This window comes from Aeromonas media, assembly GCF_000819985.1.
In the GTDB taxonomy this organism is placed as follows: Bacteria; Pseudomonadota; Gammaproteobacteria; order Enterobacterales; family Aeromonadaceae; genus Aeromonas; species Aeromonas media.
Window position 1 is genome coordinate 88944 of record NZ_CDBZ01000205.1, and the last position, 14648, is coordinate 103591.

The 14648-nt window shown below is 64.9% G+C and carries 15 protein-coding genes; 3 read left to right on the plus strand and 12 right to left on the minus strand.

Annotation, left to right across the window (positions count from 1 at the left end):
* Nucleotides 1–87: 87 nt before the first annotated feature.
* Both BN1127_RS18335 and xseA read left to right on the plus strand, forming a co-directional pair.
* Complete coding sequence (locus BN1127_RS18335; RefSeq protein WP_042650403.1) at nt 88–1002, plus strand: DMT family transporter; 915 nt, start codon at nt 88–90, stop codon at nt 1000–1002.
* Between the two features lie 161 nt (nt 1003–1163).
* Nucleotides 1164–2528 carry an exodeoxyribonuclease VII large subunit gene (xseA, locus tag BN1127_RS18340; RefSeq protein ID WP_042650404.1) on the plus strand — a complete coding sequence of 455 codons (1365 nt, stop codon included), beginning with the start codon at nt 1164–1166 and terminating at the stop codon, nt 2526–2528.
* A gap of 55 nt (nt 2529–2583) precedes the next feature.
* Here xseA and hutW read toward each other — a convergent pair whose 3' ends face one another.
* From hutW to pspA, 12 genes are all read right to left on the minus strand, one after another.
* Nucleotides 2584–3957 carry a heme anaerobic degradation radical SAM methyltransferase ChuW/HutW gene (gene hutW / locus BN1127_RS18345; protein ID WP_042650405.1) on the minus strand — a complete coding sequence of 458 codons (1374 nt, stop codon included), beginning with the start codon at nt 3955–3957 and terminating at the stop codon, nt 2584–2586.
* A gap of 271 nt (nt 3958–4228) precedes the next feature.
* Complete coding sequence (locus tag BN1127_RS18350; RefSeq protein ID WP_042650406.1) at nt 4229–4717, minus strand: outer membrane lipoprotein YfiB; 489 nt, start codon at nt 4715–4717, stop codon at nt 4229–4231.
* A gap of 28 nt (nt 4718–4745) precedes the next feature.
* The gene (locus tag BN1127_RS18355; RefSeq protein ID WP_042650407.1) at nt 4746–5987 is read right to left on the minus strand and encodes a diguanylate cyclase DgcN/YfiN; all 1242 of its coding nucleotides are present in this window, start codon (nt 5985–5987) and stop codon (nt 4746–4748) included.
* Complete coding sequence (locus BN1127_RS18360; protein ID WP_081805885.1) at nt 5984–6499, minus strand: regulatory sequestration protein YfiR; 516 nt, start codon at nt 6497–6499, stop codon at nt 5984–5986. Before BN1127_RS18360 ends, BN1127_RS18355 begins: the two co-directional genes overlap by 4 nt.
* Before the next feature lie 228 nt (nt 6500–6727).
* Nucleotides 6728–8275, minus strand: coding sequence for a transcriptional regulator TyrR (tyrR, locus tag BN1127_RS18365; RefSeq protein ID WP_042650408.1), 1548 nt, complete (start codon nt 8273–8275; stop codon nt 6728–6730).
* 140 nt (nt 8276–8415) lie between these two features.
* Nucleotides 8416–8754, minus strand: a complete 339-nt coding sequence (locus BN1127_RS18370) for a 4a-hydroxytetrahydrobiopterin dehydratase (protein ID WP_041205882.1) — start codon at nt 8752–8754, stop codon at nt 8416–8418.
* A gap of 48 nt (nt 8755–8802) precedes the next feature.
* Nucleotides 8803–9597: a phenylalanine 4-monooxygenase gene (gene phhA, locus BN1127_RS18375; RefSeq protein WP_042650419.1), complete on the minus strand. Its 795-nt coding sequence runs from the start codon at nt 9595–9597 to the stop codon at nt 8803–8805.
* A gap of 220 nt (nt 9598–9817) precedes the next feature.
* Nucleotides 9818–10849: a YcjF family protein gene (locus BN1127_RS18380; protein WP_042650409.1), complete on the minus strand. Its 1032-nt coding sequence runs from the start codon at nt 10847–10849 to the stop codon at nt 9818–9820.
* A 30-nt stretch (nt 10850–10879) separates the two neighbouring features.
* The gene (locus BN1127_RS18385; RefSeq protein ID WP_042650410.1) at nt 10880–12286 is read right to left on the minus strand and encodes a YcjX family GTP-binding protein; all 1407 of its coding nucleotides are present in this window, start codon (nt 12284–12286) and stop codon (nt 10880–10882) included.
* A gap of 75 nt (nt 12287–12361) precedes the next feature.
* On the minus strand, nt 12362–12763 hold the full coding sequence (gene pspC, locus BN1127_RS18390) for an envelope stress response membrane protein PspC (protein ID WP_042650411.1): 402 nt from the start codon (nt 12761–12763) through the stop codon (nt 12362–12364).
* Nucleotides 12764–12857: 94 nt separating this feature from the next.
* Nucleotides 12858–13094: an envelope stress response membrane protein PspB gene (gene pspB, locus BN1127_RS18395; RefSeq protein ID WP_042650412.1), complete on the minus strand. Its 237-nt coding sequence runs from the start codon at nt 13092–13094 to the stop codon at nt 12858–12860.
* 3 nt (nt 13095–13097) lie between these two features.
* Nucleotides 13098–13775, minus strand: coding sequence for a phage shock protein PspA (gene pspA, locus BN1127_RS18400; RefSeq protein ID WP_042650413.1), 678 nt, complete (start codon nt 13773–13775; stop codon nt 13098–13100).
* A gap of 195 nt (nt 13776–13970) precedes the next feature.
* Here pspA and BN1127_RS18405 point away from each other — a divergent pair.
* Nucleotides 13971–14648 (plus strand): sigma 54-interacting transcriptional regulator (locus BN1127_RS18405; RefSeq protein WP_042650414.1); only part of this gene is annotated, 678 nt, incomplete at its 3' end.

Here is a 14648-nt window from a genome sequence, read left to right on the forward strand (position 1 = left end):
GGGCCGTTGCCATTGGGGGCGCTTGCCGCCATGATGCAAGGCCCCTTGCCATCTAGGGCAGCAGGGCGGTTCATTCAGGGAGAGAAGATGAGAACATCGGATTACGTGCGGCTGCTGGCGCTGGCGGCCATCTGGGGCGCCAGCTTCCTGTTCATGCGCATCGCCGCGCCCGCCTTCGGCTCGGTCAACACCACCTTCCTGCGGGTCTTTTTCGCCCTGGTCGGGCTCGCCGCCATGCTGTTGCTGCTGCGCACTCCCATGTTGTTTCAGGGCAAGCTCAAGTCCATCATGGTGCTCGGCATCATCAACTCAGGCGTGCCCTTCCTGATGTACGCCATCGCCGCGCTCTGGCTGCCCGCCGGTTATTCCGCCATCCTCAACGCCACCACGCCGCTGATGGGGGCCCTCATCGGCTTCTCCTTCTTCAACGAGACGCTGACCTTGCGCAAATGGAGCGGCGTCATGCTGGGGCTGATGGGCATAGGGCTCACCACCACCACGGGGGAGGTCGACCTGAGTGGTCAGCTGGCCATCGGCGTGCTGGCCTGCCTCATCGCCACCGCCTGCTATGGCTGCGCCGGTTTTCTCACCCGGCGCTGGATCAGCGAGCGGGGCGGCCTCGACGCCAAGCTGGTGGCCTTTGGCAGCCAGCTCGGTGCCTGCCTCTTCCTGCTCCCCTTCTTCGGCTACACCCTGGTAACAGGCCCCACCGTCAACTGGGCCCTGCCCGAGGTGTGGGCCAGCGTGCTCGCGGTCGGCTTCATCTGCACCGCCCTCGCCTATCTGATCTACTTCAGGCTGATCGCCGATATCGGACCCCTGCGCTCCCTGACGGTCACCTTCCTGATCCCGCCCTTTGGCATACTGTGGGGCTATCTGGTGCTCGGCGAGACCCTCACCGGCGGCTTCGTGGCGGGCGGCGCCATCGTCTGTCTCGCGGTCTGGCTGGTGGTGAGCCCGAGCAAGGCCGCCAAACCGGCCAAGGCGCAGCCACAGAGCTAACTGCCATCTGCCGGACCCCATGGCTCGGCGTCTGGCACAGCCAAACTGGTGCCAGATGCCGCTGCTGCCACAGACATGGACTCGGCGGATGGGCTGAACTGGGGTAAGATATGCCCCATCGTTTTCTCCCCGCCCCGGCGGACACAGCAGCAGGGCCAGCCTTGAACCACCTCGACGAATCCAGCCAGAGCAGGCAACAGCAGATCTTCACCGTCACCCGCCTCAACAGCGCCGTGCGCATGATACTGGAGCAGGATCTGGGGCTGGTGTGGCTGACTGGGGAACTCTCCAACCTGGCGATGCCAAGCTCGGGCCACTGGTACTTCTCCCTCAAGGACATCTCAGCCCAGGTGCGCTGCGCCATTTTCAAGGGCAACAACCGCCGGGTGCCGTTCCGGCCGCAAGATGGCATGCAGGTGCTGGTGCAGGCGCGGGTCTCCCTCTATGAGCCCCGGGGCGACTACCAGCTCATCATCGAATCCATGCAACCCGCCGGGGACGGCATGCTGGCCCTGCGCTTCGAGGAGCTCAAGCGCCGCCTCGGCGCCGAGGGGCTGTTCGACGAGGGCCGCAAGCGCCCGCTCCCCCGCGAGCCACGCGCCGTGGGGCTGATCACCTCGGCCACCGGCGCCGCCCTGCACGACATGCTGACGGTGCTGGGGCGCCGCGCCCCGGATCTCCCGGTCTTCATCTATCCGACTCAGGTGCAGGGCAGCGCCGCCATCGGCCAGATCGTCGCGGCCATTGCCCTGGCCAACCGCCGCGCCGAGGTGGACGTGCTCATCGTCGGGCGCGGCGGCGGGTCGCTCGAAGATCTCTGGTGCTTCAACGAGGAGGCGGTGGCCCGCGCTATTGCCCACTCCGCCATCCCGGTGGTGAGCGCCGTGGGCCACGAGGTGGATATCACCATCAGCGACTTCGCCGCCGATCTACGCGCCCCCACCCCCTCCGCCGCCGCCGAGCTGGTGGCACCGGACAGAAGCGCCCGCGCCCAGCGCCTTGTGCACCTCAAGCAGCGCCTGGTGCAGGCCATCTCCCGGCGCCAGACCGCCGCCCGCCACGGCTTCGCGCTGCTGCAAAAGCGGCTCGACCATCAGGATCCCAAGCGCCGGCTGGAGCAACAGTCCCAGCGTCTGGACGAGCTGTCCGGCCGCCTGCAGCAACTGCTCAATCTGCGCCTGCATCAGGGGGAGCGGCGCCTCGCGAACCTCGAACTGCGGCTGCAGTCCAGGAGCCCGGAAAAACTGCTGGCCGCCGGCAAGCGTCGCCACCAGCTGGCACAAGAGCGGCTCCATACCCTGATGAACAAGCGTCAGGATCTCGCCGCCCACCGCCTCGCCATGCTGAGTGCGCGCCTCGACGGGATAAGCCCGCTGGCCACCCTGGGGCGGGGTTACTCCATCACCCGTACCCCCAGTGGCGAGGTCATCAGCCGCGCCGCCCAGGTGAGCCCGGGCCAGCAACTGGTCACCACGCTCGCCGAGGGCAGCCTGCGGGTGCGGGTGGAGGAAGTGAACAACCAATAACGAAAAGGGGGCCTTCAAGCGGCCCCCTTTCCTTTCTCGTTTTTCTCCCTGCCCGCTACCCCCGCGAGTGATGCCGGGCCCCGCCCGGATGAGCGGCGTGGGTTGCCGCCTCCCCTCCCAGGGGATTTGACTGCAGATACTCGAACAGACCCGCCTGCAGATTGACGGTCCAGAAGCGCCCCGCCAAGGTCAGCGCCAGTGTCTCCCCGGCCAGCTCGGCCAGGCCATGCTGTTGCCAGCGTTCAAAGAGCGGCAACAGATGCGCCCGCAAGGAGGGCGCCAAGCGCCCGAGAGCCAGCCAGCCGGTGTCGAGGCCACCACGCAGCAGGCCATCGACGGGCGCGTTGGGATTGGGCCTCATCACCATGCCGGGGGCACGCAGACCGGCCGCCAGCGCCTCGTGCCAGGCTGCCAGATCCCGGCCATACATGAGGCCGTGGCCATGGATGTTGCCCCCCGCCCCCGCGCCGAAGGGGAGGATCTCGGCGCCGCGCTTGGCCATCTGGTTGTAGCGGCTCTGCTCGGCGTCGCTGCGCCGCCAGTGGCTGCAGGAGAGGCACTGCCAGCCCCCCTGCTCCAGGGTGTGGGCGCCATAGGCATACATGGCCGCCCGCTGCTGGCCATCGGCGCACCAGCCGAGCCGGCCCTTCTCCTGCGCCCGATCCAGATTGGTGCCCTGCATGGAGATGAGCTGGTAGAGATCCACTCCGTGCACCCCGCTGGCCATCACGTCCGCGATGTCCTGGCGCCACAGGGCATCATCCTGCCCCGGCAGGCCGAAGATGAGATCCGCCACTATGACGGCTGCGTCATCCCGGGTCAGCTCCCCCAGTCGGGCGAGCAGTGTCTCCCTGTCGTCGAAACGGGCCGCCTGCTGGCGCACTGCTGTGTTGAAGCTCTGCACCCCGAACGAGAAGCGGTTGAAGCCCCCCGCCAGGGCCGTCTGCCACTTCACATCATCAAAACCGTTGAGCCGCCCCTCCAGGGTCAGCTCCGCATCCGGGGTCAGGGGGAAAGCGCGAATGGCCCTGGCCAGTCGCCCCAGATCCGCCGCCGCCATATCGGTCGGGGTGCCGCCCCCCACGTAGATGGCCGAGAAGGGACGGCTCTGGCCAAAGGGAGACTCGGCGGCCCGTTGCAGGTCGTCGCACAGGGCCGCCATGTAGTAGCTCATGCGCGCCGGGTTGGCGCCGTTTTCGAAGAAGTTGCAGAAGCTGCAGCGCTTGCGGCAGAAGGGAACATGGATATAGAGCGCCCGCTCCTGGGATTCGCTCGGTCGCTGCCACCAGGCTCGCCAGCCGGCGTCGTCCAGCGTCAAGGGGGCTGCGCCGCCCCGGCTGGCATGGGCCGAGGTCTTGGTGCCAAAGGCGAACTTCAGGGGATCCGGGGTGGCGAGCCCCGTCATGGTCGGGGTGAATAGTGGCGTCATCACTGGCAGGTTACCGTCTTGAAATAACGCAAATGATAACGAATATCAGTTGAGCTCCGTGTTGTGCTGGATCAAGTCCGGGACATTGAGAGGAACTCATAGCCCCCCGCTATCTGGGTGCGAGAGAGTATGTAGAGCGGGATCATGCAGGAGGAGTGGCAGGAAGAGAGCCACTCTCCGCCAGGAGAGTGGTGGCACACACGCATTCGGGCTAACGAACGAAGGGATCCGGAAAACCGGATGATAGCAGTTGATGCAGGGCGTTGGCCGATCAGCCGTTGTCGATGATGATGGCGACCCGGCGGTTCTCCGCCCGTCCGGCGGCGGTGCCGTTATCGGCGATGGGCGCCTCTTCCCCGCGTCCACGGATGTCCAGGTTGGCAGCGGGCATACCCACCGACGCCAGCACCTCGGCCACGGACTGGGCCCGTTTCAACGAGAGCTGCTGGTTGTAGGCCGCCTCGCCGTTGGAGTCGGTGTGGCCGTCCACCCGGGCCCGGTTCAGACCCACCTCAATCAGGGCCCTGCCCAAGGCTTCCACCACCTGGCGGGTGCCGGGATTGAGAGCCCCCACGTTGTTGGCAAAGAGCACCTTGTTGGAGATATCCAGGGTCCAGCCCTCGTCGGTCAGGTGAAACCCCTGCTCCTTGAGTGCGGCGATCTGCTGCTCGGTGAGGCCCTTGGGCGCGCTCTGGCAAGCCGCCAGACCACCGAGCAAGAGCGCGAACAGACCCGCTCCCATCAGGTTGAAAAAAGTCATTGTTCTTGTCCTTTCATTATTTTCAATTTCAAGTGGTTGTCTTATGGTCTCCGGCTCCCTCCCTGCGTTGTCGTTTGGATTCATACATGGCACCGTCGGCGAATTGCAACAGGGCTTCTGCCGTCCCCCCCTGTTCGGGGTAGAGGGCGGAGCCGACGCTCACCCCTATCTGCAGATGGTGGCCATCGCTCAAGACCACAGGAGTGGTCATCGCCTGCTGGATCCGCATCATCACCTCGCGCACCTCACTCTCCTGATGCACCGGAGAGAGCAGGATGACAAATTCATCCCCTCCCAATCGACACACCAGATCCATGGGCCTGAGCTGATGCTGCACCCGCCGCGCCAGCGCGATGAGCACCTCGTCACCTATGGCATGGCCCAGGTTGTCATTGATCTGCTTGAAGCGGTCACAATCCAGATAGAGCAGGGCAAACCGCTCATGCCGGGTGTGTCCTGCCTGGATGGCTTGCTCCAGCCGCGCCTCGAACAGCGCCCGGTTGGGCAGACCGATGAGAGGGTCATGGGTTGCCTGGTGCAGCAGGCTGGCATTCTCCCGCTTCTGGTGAGCCTGCCAGGCCTCCAGCTCGTCGAGCAGGGAATTGAAGTCTTCCCCGAGCGCGTGCAGTTCGGCGATGTTGGCCGCCGGTACTCGCTGCTTGAGGGCGCGCTGGCGGCTGACGTTATAGGCAACCTCGGTCAGGGCCTTGAGGGGGGCCGTGATGGATCGCTGCATCCGGCGCGCCACATAGAGCGCCCCCAGGATGCTGAGCAACAGGCACACCAGGGTCGCCATCAGGGTCTGCAAGAGAAAGCGCAGCAGGTATTGTCCGTGACCGACCAGGTGGACCCGGGCTATCTCCTTGTTCTCCCGCACCATGGAGAGCTCCACCGGCCCCGGCAGGATCAAGCGGGCCAACTGCTGTTCCAGGCTGGTCCAGGGGGTCGTGATGTCCCGCCGCCAGCTCGCCAGCACCTGACCGTCGGGCAGCAGAATACTGGCGCTGGCGATGTCCTCCCGGGAGGTGATGGTCTCCAGGGCATCCTTGGCCGCATCCTTGTCATCGAACACCACGGCCGCCTCCGTGGTGTAGCTGATGGCACGCGCCACCAACTTGAGGTTGTGATCCGCATAGAGACGCAGGGCCAGCAGCGCCGTGATGGTCAGGAAGAGGCCCGCCATGCAGACGGCGGTCAGGGAGATCATCATGTGGGTACGCCCCAGGCTCTGTCGCAGCGTGAGTCGAGGGTTTGCGTGATTGATTGTCATCGCGCGTCCTCATCCGCCCTGGCGAGCTTCAGTACGGCCGGGTGCACCCGCACGCCGCTGCGGGCCAGTGCATCCAGGTTGACCCGAAAGCGCACCCGCTCCCCTGCCTGCAGACAGAACACCGCATCGGCGATGCACTCGCGGCTCTGCTCGCTGATGCTGAGGATGGCGTGACCATGCAGACGCTCGAACAGGGCTAGGCGTTGCTCTGGGGTCAGCACTCCCAGATAGATCACATCGCAGCGCCGAAACAACGCCTCGTCGTCGAGCTCGTAGCGATGCACATCGACCGGGCGGCCATTGGCCTGTTGTCTGATGGTCAGCAGCGACGCCGCATATGCTGTGGGCGCGGCGACACAGAGCCGCAGTGTGGCAGGCTCGCTGGGCCAACGGGTGTAGCTGAGGATATCGAGCACGGTTTGACGCACCATGTCGCTGCGGATCTCGGCCGAGGTCGCGGCCACCGCCACGTTGGCCAGTGCCAGCATGCAACACAGTGGCAGCAACCACATGGAAATCCGGATGAAACAAAACAACTGCATGATGCCCGCGCTTAAATCCACGTCGGTACCGGGATGGGCCGACGCCCATGAAGGGAGTGCCAGAGAGGAGTCGCACCGAGCTTACCAGCCGCGCGGCGGCTCCCCATCCGGACACACACCGGCTGCGTCATCTGGCGTCGCAGCGATGGCGACCGCCCACTCCAGGAGGGGCGTCCTGGGTGCACACCGCCTTCGGAGTTACTTTTTACCAATCCCGTATTCGCGCAGCTTGTTGGCGATGGCGGTGTGGGAGACCCCGAGCCGCTTGGCCAGTTGGCGGGTAGAGGGGAAGGCCGGGTAGAGCCGCTCCAGCAGCCGGCTCTCGAAACGCTTCACCGCCTCGTCGAGCCCCCCTTCGAACCACTCGTCGATGAGCGGCATGGCATCGGCCGCCACCGGCAGATCCACGTGTTCGGGGCCGAGTTCGTCCCCTTCCAGCAGGGTCATGGCCCGGTAGAGGCAGTTGCGCAGCTGGCGCACGTTGCCGGGCCAGCGGTAGGCGGTCAGGTATTCTGCCATGTTGCGGGTAAAGCGCGGGCGCGGGCGCTGCAACTCGATCGCGAAGCGGGAAACGAACTGCTGGGCCAGCGCCATGATGTCCGCCTTGCGCTCACGCAGGGGGGGCAGCGCCAGACTCAGCACATTGAGGCGGTAGTAGAGATCTTCCCGGAACTTGCCTTCGTGCACCAGATCCAGCAACTGCTTCTGAGTGGTGCAGATGAAGCGCACGTTGACCCTCACCTCCTGCTCGTCCCCGACCCGGCGAAAGACCCCGTCTTGCAGCACCCGCAGGAACTTGGTCTGCAGATGGGGTGACATGTCGCCTATCTCGTCCAGCATCAGGGTGCCGCCGCTCGCCAGCTCCAGCACCCCGCGCTTGCCCTCGGTGTTGTTGCCAAAGGCACCGGGAGCGTAGCCAAACAGCTCGCTCTCGGCCACGTTGTCCGGCATGGCGGCGCAGTTCAGGGCCATGAAGGGGTGGCTGGAGCGCAGGCTGGCGCCATGGCAGGCACGGGCCAGCAGCTCCTTGCCGGTGCCGGTCTCGCCGACGATGAGCAGGGGTGCATCCTGCATTGCGAGTTTCGCGGCCTGGGCCAGCACCTCTTTCATCTTCTGGCTCTCGGCCTGCAGGTGTTCGAAGCCTCCCACCTCCACCGCATGGAGCGCGCTGAAGTGCATGCCGACCCGGCGGGCGGATTTGAGCACCACCACGGCGCCGGCCAGGGCTTGCTTCCCCTTCTCTTCTGCCACGAACAGCGGCATCAGATCGCCGAGGTACTCCTCACCGCCGAGGCTGAGTTTGCAGGTCTGGGGCTTGATCTCGCTCGCCTCCAGCCAGCGGGCGAAGGAGAAACCCTTGACCAGGGATGCGAGCGCCACCCCGCGCACCTCTTCCGGCGGCAGCGCCAGGGTAGTGAGGGCGGCCTGGTTGGCCTGGGTCACACGTCCCTTGCTGTCGAGGGAGAAGACCAGATCCGGCAGCGCCTTGAGCAGGGCCTCTATCTCGTGATGCTCTCGCTCGGAGGGCATGTAGGGGATGGTCTTGACGTCATAGACGCCGGGAATGCGGCGGATCTCCGGCATCAGATGCTGGAAATCGCGAAACTCCAGCTCGGGGAAATTGAGATAGATGATGCCTGAGGTATCGATTTCGATGCCGCGCAGATCGATGTTGTGCTCCACCAGTCGGTCGAGCAGTTCCCGGGTCAGGCCCAGACGGTCTTCACAGCTGACTTCAAGACGCATTCGGAACACACTTCCTAGCTAACATTCTGAATAGCCGGATGATACAGACTCGATCCCGCCAGTGCGAGCGCTCCCCCATAAAAATGCGGGCCTGCCCCGTTTTCACCGGGCAGGCCCTGTTGCTTCGCGTCAAGCCGCGGTTACTTCATCAGCTCGTCGGTGCGTGCTGCCATGATGAAGTCGTTGCGATGTAACCCTCCTATCTTGTGGGTCCACCAGCTCACTGTCACCTTGCCCCACTCGGTCAGGATCGCCGGGTGGTGGAACTCGGCCTCCGCCAGCTCCCCCAACCGGTTGGTGAAGGCCAGCGCCTCCTTGAAGTTGCGAAAGGCAAATTCGCGCCTCAGTTGCAGCTCGCCGTTCACCACCAGGGGCTGCCAGTCGGGGATGGCGTGCATCAGCTCGCTTAGCTCCTGCTCGGTCACCCTGGGGGCATCGGCGCGGCACGCTTCGCACCGTTGGGTTGCCAGTTCAGACATTCGGGACTCCTTTCATCAATCATGTTGTGGAATGGGTTGAAAACGGGTTCAGCTCGCCTGCCGGCCAGGGGCCGGGGCAAAACGGGGCGGACGCAAGCCGAGGCGACGGGCCTCGGCCACCGCAGCCATGATCTCCTGTGGCCCCAGACGGTAGAGACACGCCAGGTTCGGCAACACGAAATAAGTGGGCTGCATGATGTCGATGCGATAAGGGGTGCGCAGCACCTCCAGCAGATCAAAAGGTTGCAGCACCGGCTGCCCGGAAAGCGCATAGGCGGTCTCGCCGATGGAGGAGAGGATGCCGCCGCCGTAGATGCGCAGGTCATCGCCCTCCTGCACCAGCCCGAACTCCACCGTGAACCAGTAGAGCCGCGCCAGATAGACCCGATCCTCCTTGCTGGCGTTGAGCCCGAGCTGGCCATAGAGGTGGGTGAAGTGGGCAAAAGCGGGGTTGGTCAGCATGGCGCAGTGGCCGAAGATCTCGTGGAAGATGTCAGGCTCCTGCAGGTAGTCGAGCTCGTCCCGGCGGCGGATGAAGGTGGCCACCGGAAACTGGCGATCAGCGAGCAGGGCGAAGAAGCGATCGAAGGAGATGAGCGCGGGCACGGCGGCCACCGACCAGCCGGTGGTGGGGGTCAGGGCGGCGTTGATCTCCCCCAGTTGCGGGATGCGATCCCGAGGCAGTGCGAGCCGAGCCAGCCCCGCCCGGTATGCGTCGCAGGCCTTGCCCTCGAGCGCCGCGAGCTGGCGCGCGATCAGGATCTGCCAGGTCCCCTGCTCTTCCTCCGAGTAGTGGATGACGCCCTGCTCGTCCGGTTGGTGTGCTGTGTAGCTACTTGCCATGATCCCTGCCATCTCCCGCCCCTAGAGGCTCCTTGTCGTTGCTCTTCAGGATCACTGTAACGGCTTGCCCATCAAAAAAACAGCCGACCCCCAGGTCGGCTGCCTGCCACAGATGTAAATAATTTGTGACATCCAGATCTGCTTTCCCGGGGCGCTGTGGTGGCGCAAACGACCCGCACGGGGAGAGATCAGGCAGGCTGATCCCCGCCCTTGAATGGCACTATGACTTGCGAAGATAGCCCGCCAGCTGGCCGACAAGCCGCTTGCGCAGCTCCCCGAGCCTGGGTTTCTCGTCCGCACACCAGGGCAGAGGGCGGCACGCCTCTATGGTGCGCAGCCCAAGGCGAGCGGTGAGCAGGCCGGCCCCCACCCCTTGCGCGGCGCGGGCGGAGAGCTTGGCGGTCAGCTCGGCCCCCAGCAAGTCCATCCCCACCTCGGTCACCAGCTCGGTGGCGCCGGCATAGAGCATGTTGCGAAACACCTGGCGGATGAGGCGAATGCGGCTCCAGTAGCCGAGCTCGATGGCGTAGACATCGGCGATGTCCTCGATCATCCGCAGGTTGCGCCAGAGCATCAGCATCATGTCGACGGTGGCGAGCGGGCTCAGGGCCACCAGCACCGCGGCCTCCCCGGACCACTTGGCGACCCGGGCCTGGGCGAGTTTATCCCGCTCCCCCAGCACCAGCTGGCTATAGAGGGTCAGCACCTCCCGATCGCGGTGGCTCTCGTCGAGCTGGACCAGCCAGTTGTTATATCCCTCCCGCCCCTTGTCGCCGCTCTTTTCGGCCAGGGCCTCGCAGAATGCCTGCCCCTGCCCCACCCCCTGATGGGCGAGCAGATCTTCGGCCCTTGAGCGCACATCCTGGCGCCGCTTGAGGGTGCGCAGCCGCAGCCACTCGCGCCCGACCACGCCGGCCGTGCCCACCGCCACCAGACCCGAAGCCAGCAGCCAGGCGCCGCCCCAGAGCGGGGTGGTGAGAAACTGGTCGTAGAGGAAGGCGCCAAACTGGCCCAGGGAGAGCAGACCGACCGCCCCCAACCCCCAGGCCAGCAGGCGATGACGACGGCGAGGCCTGACAGTGAGCGCGGGTTCGACCTCGGTGAGCTCGTCCAGCGCCTCGAGTCGTTCGAAGCTCTCCTCTTCCAGCCGCTGGGCCGGTGCCGGGGGCGGCGTCTCGCTCGCCACCGACAGGGTCGGCTCCAGGATCACCTTGCCTTGCAGCGGCACCGTCTGTGTTGTCTGATCGTTCATCTTGTTGTCTGCTCCTTGGTGCGGCGCCGGTTATTCGAGGTGATCCCCGAGCAAGAACTCCAGTGCCGCGTCCAGCCGGATATGGGGCAGCGCCTGATGGGCGCTCATGGGCATGGGGCGAAATGCCTGAAAATCGAAGCCCTGGGTGCTCCACCACTGAGCGGGTGGAATATGGGGTGGCACCTCCCCCGGGAAGAGCAAGAGCGGCTCCCCGGCCAGGCTGGTGCCGCGGATGGCCGGAAACTCGCGACCATTAGCGACCCCCTTGCCCACCTCGGTGGCCTTGATGGCGGCCAGCGCCAGGCATTCGGTCTCTATCCCCTCGAAGCGGGCCTGACCCCGGCCGCTGCTCACCAGATGCTGGAGCAGGGAGACCAGGGGCCCGTGCTGCTCCGGGGTGACGTGATCGGCCTTGCTCGCCACGAACAGCAGCTTGTCGATGCGCGGGGAGAACAGGCGGCGCCACCAGTTGCTCTTGCCATAGGCGAAGCTCTCCATGATGCGGGCGATGGCCTGCTGCATGTCGCCAAAGCTGGCGGCCCCGGCGTTGAGGGGCGCCAGGCAGTCCACCAGCACTATCTGGCGATCGAAGCCCGCGAAGTGCTGCTCGTAGAAACCCTGCACCAGGTGCTGCTTGTACTGCTCGAAGCGCTGCTTGAAGGTGGCGTAGAGGGTGCCATCGGCGGGCTCCCGGGCTGGCTTGTCCCACACCCAGGGCACGAATTGCAGCAGCGGCGCCCCGGCATACTCCCCCGGCAGCACGAAACGGCCCGGCTGGATGAGATGCAGCCCGAGCTCCTGCTTGCAGGCGTGCAGATAGTCGGTGTAACGGGCCGCCAGCTCGCAGGCCGGCCGCTCCTCAAAGGCTTGCTCGGCCTGCCAGCCGCGGGTCAGCCAGTCGGCGGCCAGGGCCTGCAGCTCGGGGCGGCGCAACTGGGTTGCCACCTGCTCGCTCCACTGCTCGTAGCTCAGATCCAGCAGCGGCAAGTCCAGCAGCCACTCGCCGGGGTAGTCCACCAGATCCACATAGAGGGTGGAGATCTCCCCCAGGTGCCGGCGCAAGGGGTGGCGGGTGCGGTAACGGATTTCCAGGCGCACCTCGGCCACCCCACGTGTCGGCTCTGGCCAATCGGGAGGGTCACCAAACAGGGCATCGAGGCCCCGCTCGTAGGGGAAGGTGGGGATGTGGGCGTTTTGCTGGGGAACCCGGCGGGCGCCGAGGATCCGCCCCTGACGATGGGCATCCCACAGGGGCAGACGGCCGTCGATGGCGGCGTGCTCCAGCTGGTTCACCAGCGCCGTGATGAAGGCGGTCTTGCCGCTGCGCGACAGGCCGGTGACCGCCAGCCGGATGTGGCGATCCCGAGCCCGGTTCACCACCTCAAAGGCCTTGTGCTGCAGCACAGACCATGACTGTTCGAGTTTGTTGCGTATCAAGGCGGGTCTATTTCTCCTGTCACAGCCGAACCATGGGGATAAGGGCCGGGCCACAGCCTCGCGCCCTTGCGGTACTTACAGCTTGCTGAACTCGCGCTGCAGGGTGAACTCCTTGGAGGTCACCAGCTTCTCGAGACGCTGCACCCTTGGCTCGAGCGCGTCGAGCTCCTGGGCGATGCGACCGAGCGCCTGATGGGGAGTGACGCCGGCCTGCCAGCTGCGCGCCTTCATGCGCACCTCGCTAAAGTCCGCCTCCTGCTCCCCAAACAGGGTGACAGGTTTCTTGTCGAGCAGAAACCAGGCGGCGATGTAGGCGGTGAAGGTGATGAAACCGGCAAAGATGAGGCCGCTGATGGCCAGCAGCCGCACTATCCAGGTCTCCACTCCGAAGTAGTCGGCAAGGCCGGCGCAGACGCCGGCTATCTTGCCCTTCTGGGGATCCCGGTAGAGATTGCGAGAGTTATTCGAAGCCCTCATACCTTGTTCCTCCAGCCCGGGGCCTCGGCATCCGGAATGAAACCCGGTGTACCGACCGACGCAGGCTGCATGTGATGGCAGCAATGGATGGCATTCATACCCTGTTCCTCCAGCCCGGGACCTCGGCATCCAGAATGGATTCCAGGGCCCCGACTCTCTCCTGCATCTTCTCGGCACGGACCAATAACCCCTGCAGCTGCTCCCGCTCATTGTCGGCGAGCCCCGCACCAATCCGGCCCTTGGCGCGATAGTGCAGCACCAGCCAGATGGGGGCCACTATGACCATGAAGACGATGAGTGGCGTCGCCAATATCCCAAGAATGTCTTCCATTCATCACTCTCCTTTCGAGGCAGTGTCGCTCTGGCCGAGCTTCTTGCGCATGGCCTCGAGCTCGCGGCTAATCTGATCGTCCGCTTCCAGCTCGGCAAACTGCTGGGCGAGGGCCTTGTCGGACTGTCCCAGATCGGCACGGGCTTCCATCTCGTCGATGCGGCGCTCCATGCGCTCGAACTTGCTCACCACGGCCTGGCTGTCGCCACGGGCCACCTGGCTTTGCACGTTCAGGCGGCTGCTGGCCGCTTCGCTGCGAATGGCCATCGCCTTCTGGCGGGCACGGGCGTCTTCGAGCTTGGCTTCCAGCTGGCGGATCTCGTCGCCCAGCTTGTCGATGCCGCTGTCCACCGCCTGCTGCTCGCGATAGAGCGCCTCGGCCAGCTCGCTCTGCTTGTTCTTCTCGATGAGGGCGGCCCGGGCCAGATCCTCACGCCCCTTGGTCAGGGCCAGCTCGGCCTTGGCCTGCCATTCGTTCACCCGCTCCTGATGGCGGCTGACCTGACGGCCGATCTCTTTCTGGTTGGCGAGGAAGCGGGCCAGGTTGGAGCGCTCCTTCACCAGTTCATCTTCCATCTCCTGGATGATCAGGCGCACCATCTTCTGGGGATCCTCGGCCTTGTCGAGCAGGGACGTCAGATTGGAATTGATGATGTCGGCCAGGCGGGAAAAAATACTCATGGTTGTACTCCTGTGATGGGCATTGGGTTGTTTCTCCATTGACAATGGCAACTTGTGTGCCAATCTGGAACAATAATTAACTTGTTGATTTATATGGGCACTCTCCATGAGTCGCAAGATGCCCGGAACAAGAGATGATAAAAATAACCAACTTTTAGTAAGATTAACCAGATTTTTCAACGAACAGGGATCAGGATGACCACGGCCACGGAAAGTCTGTTGGGTGAGTCCAACGCGTTTCTAGAAATCATCGAGCAGACCTCGCGACTCGCCCCCCTGCGCAAACCTGTGCTGATCATCGGCGAGCGGGGGACCGGCAAGGAGCTCATCGCCCACCGCCTACATTATCTCTCGGATCGCTGGGATCAAAGCTTTGTCACCATCAACTGCGCCACCTTGAGCGAGAGCCTGCTGGAAACCGAGCTGTTCGGCCACGAGGCGGGCTCCTTCACCGGCGCCGCCAAGCGTCATCAGGGCCGCTTCGAGCGGGCCGATGGCGGCACCCTGTTCCTCGACGAGCTGGCCACCACCAGCGCCCGGGTGCAGGAGAAACTGCTGCGGGTCATCGAGTACGGTGAATTCGAGCGCGTCGGCGGTGCCAAGGCGCTCAAGGTGGATGTGCGCCTGGTGTGCGCCACCAACGAGGATCTGCCGCAGCTGGCGGCTCGGGGACAGTTTCGTCACGATCTGCTGGACCGGTTGGCCTTCGATGTCATCACCCTGCCCCCGCTGCGGGAGCGACGGGAGGACATACTGATGCTGGCGGAGCACTTCGCCCACGGCATGACCCGGGAGCTGGGGTATCCGCTGTTTGCCGGCTTCTCCCGCAAGGCGACCCAGTTGCTGCAAGACTACCCCTGGCCCGGCAACGTG

What these genes read in the sequence shown, in the direction of transcription:
- BN1127_RS18380 (WP_042650409.1), bottom strand. Translation starts at nt 10,849, where the DNA reads ATGAACGATCAGACAACACAGACGGTGCCGCTGCAAGGCAAGGTGATC.
- pspA (WP_042650413.1), bottom strand. Translation starts at nt 13,775, where the DNA reads ATGAGTATTTTTTCCCGCCTGGCCGACATCATCAATTCCAATCTGACG.
- BN1127_RS18335 (WP_042650403.1), top strand. Translation starts at nt 88, where the DNA reads ATGAGAACATCGGATTACGTGCGGCTGCTGGCGCTGGCGGCCATCTGG.
- hutW (WP_042650405.1), bottom strand. Translation starts at nt 3,957, where the DNA reads ATGACGCCACTATTCACCCCGACCATGACGGGGCTCGCCACCCCGGAT.
- BN1127_RS18360 (WP_081805885.1), bottom strand. Translation starts at nt 6,499, where the DNA reads ATGTGGTTGCTGCCACTGTGTTGCATGCTGGCACTGGCCAACGTGGCG.
- tyrR (WP_042650408.1), bottom strand. Translation starts at nt 8,275, where the DNA reads ATGCGTCTTGAAGTCAGCTGTGAAGACCGTCTGGGCCTGACCCGGGAA.
- BN1127_RS18350 (WP_042650406.1), bottom strand. Translation starts at nt 4,717, where the DNA reads ATGACTTTTTTCAACCTGATGGGAGCGGGTCTGTTCGCGCTCTTGCTC.
- pspC (WP_042650411.1), bottom strand. Translation starts at nt 12,763, where the DNA reads ATGAGGGCTTCGAATAACTCTCGCAATCTCTACCGGGATCCCCAGAAG.
- BN1127_RS18355 (WP_042650407.1), bottom strand. Translation starts at nt 5,987, where the DNA reads ATGACAATCAATCACGCAAACCCTCGACTCACGCTGCGACAGAGCCTG.
- pspB (WP_042650412.1), bottom strand. Translation starts at nt 13,094, where the DNA reads ATGGAAGACATTCTTGGGATATTGGCGACGCCACTCATCGTCTTCATG.
- BN1127_RS18370 (WP_041205882.1), bottom strand. Translation starts at nt 8,754, where the DNA reads ATGTCTGAACTGGCAACCCAACGGTGCGAAGCGTGCCGCGCCGATGCC.
- phhA (WP_042650419.1), bottom strand. Translation starts at nt 9,597, where the DNA reads ATGGCAAGTAGCTACACAGCACACCAACCGGACGAGCAGGGCGTCATC.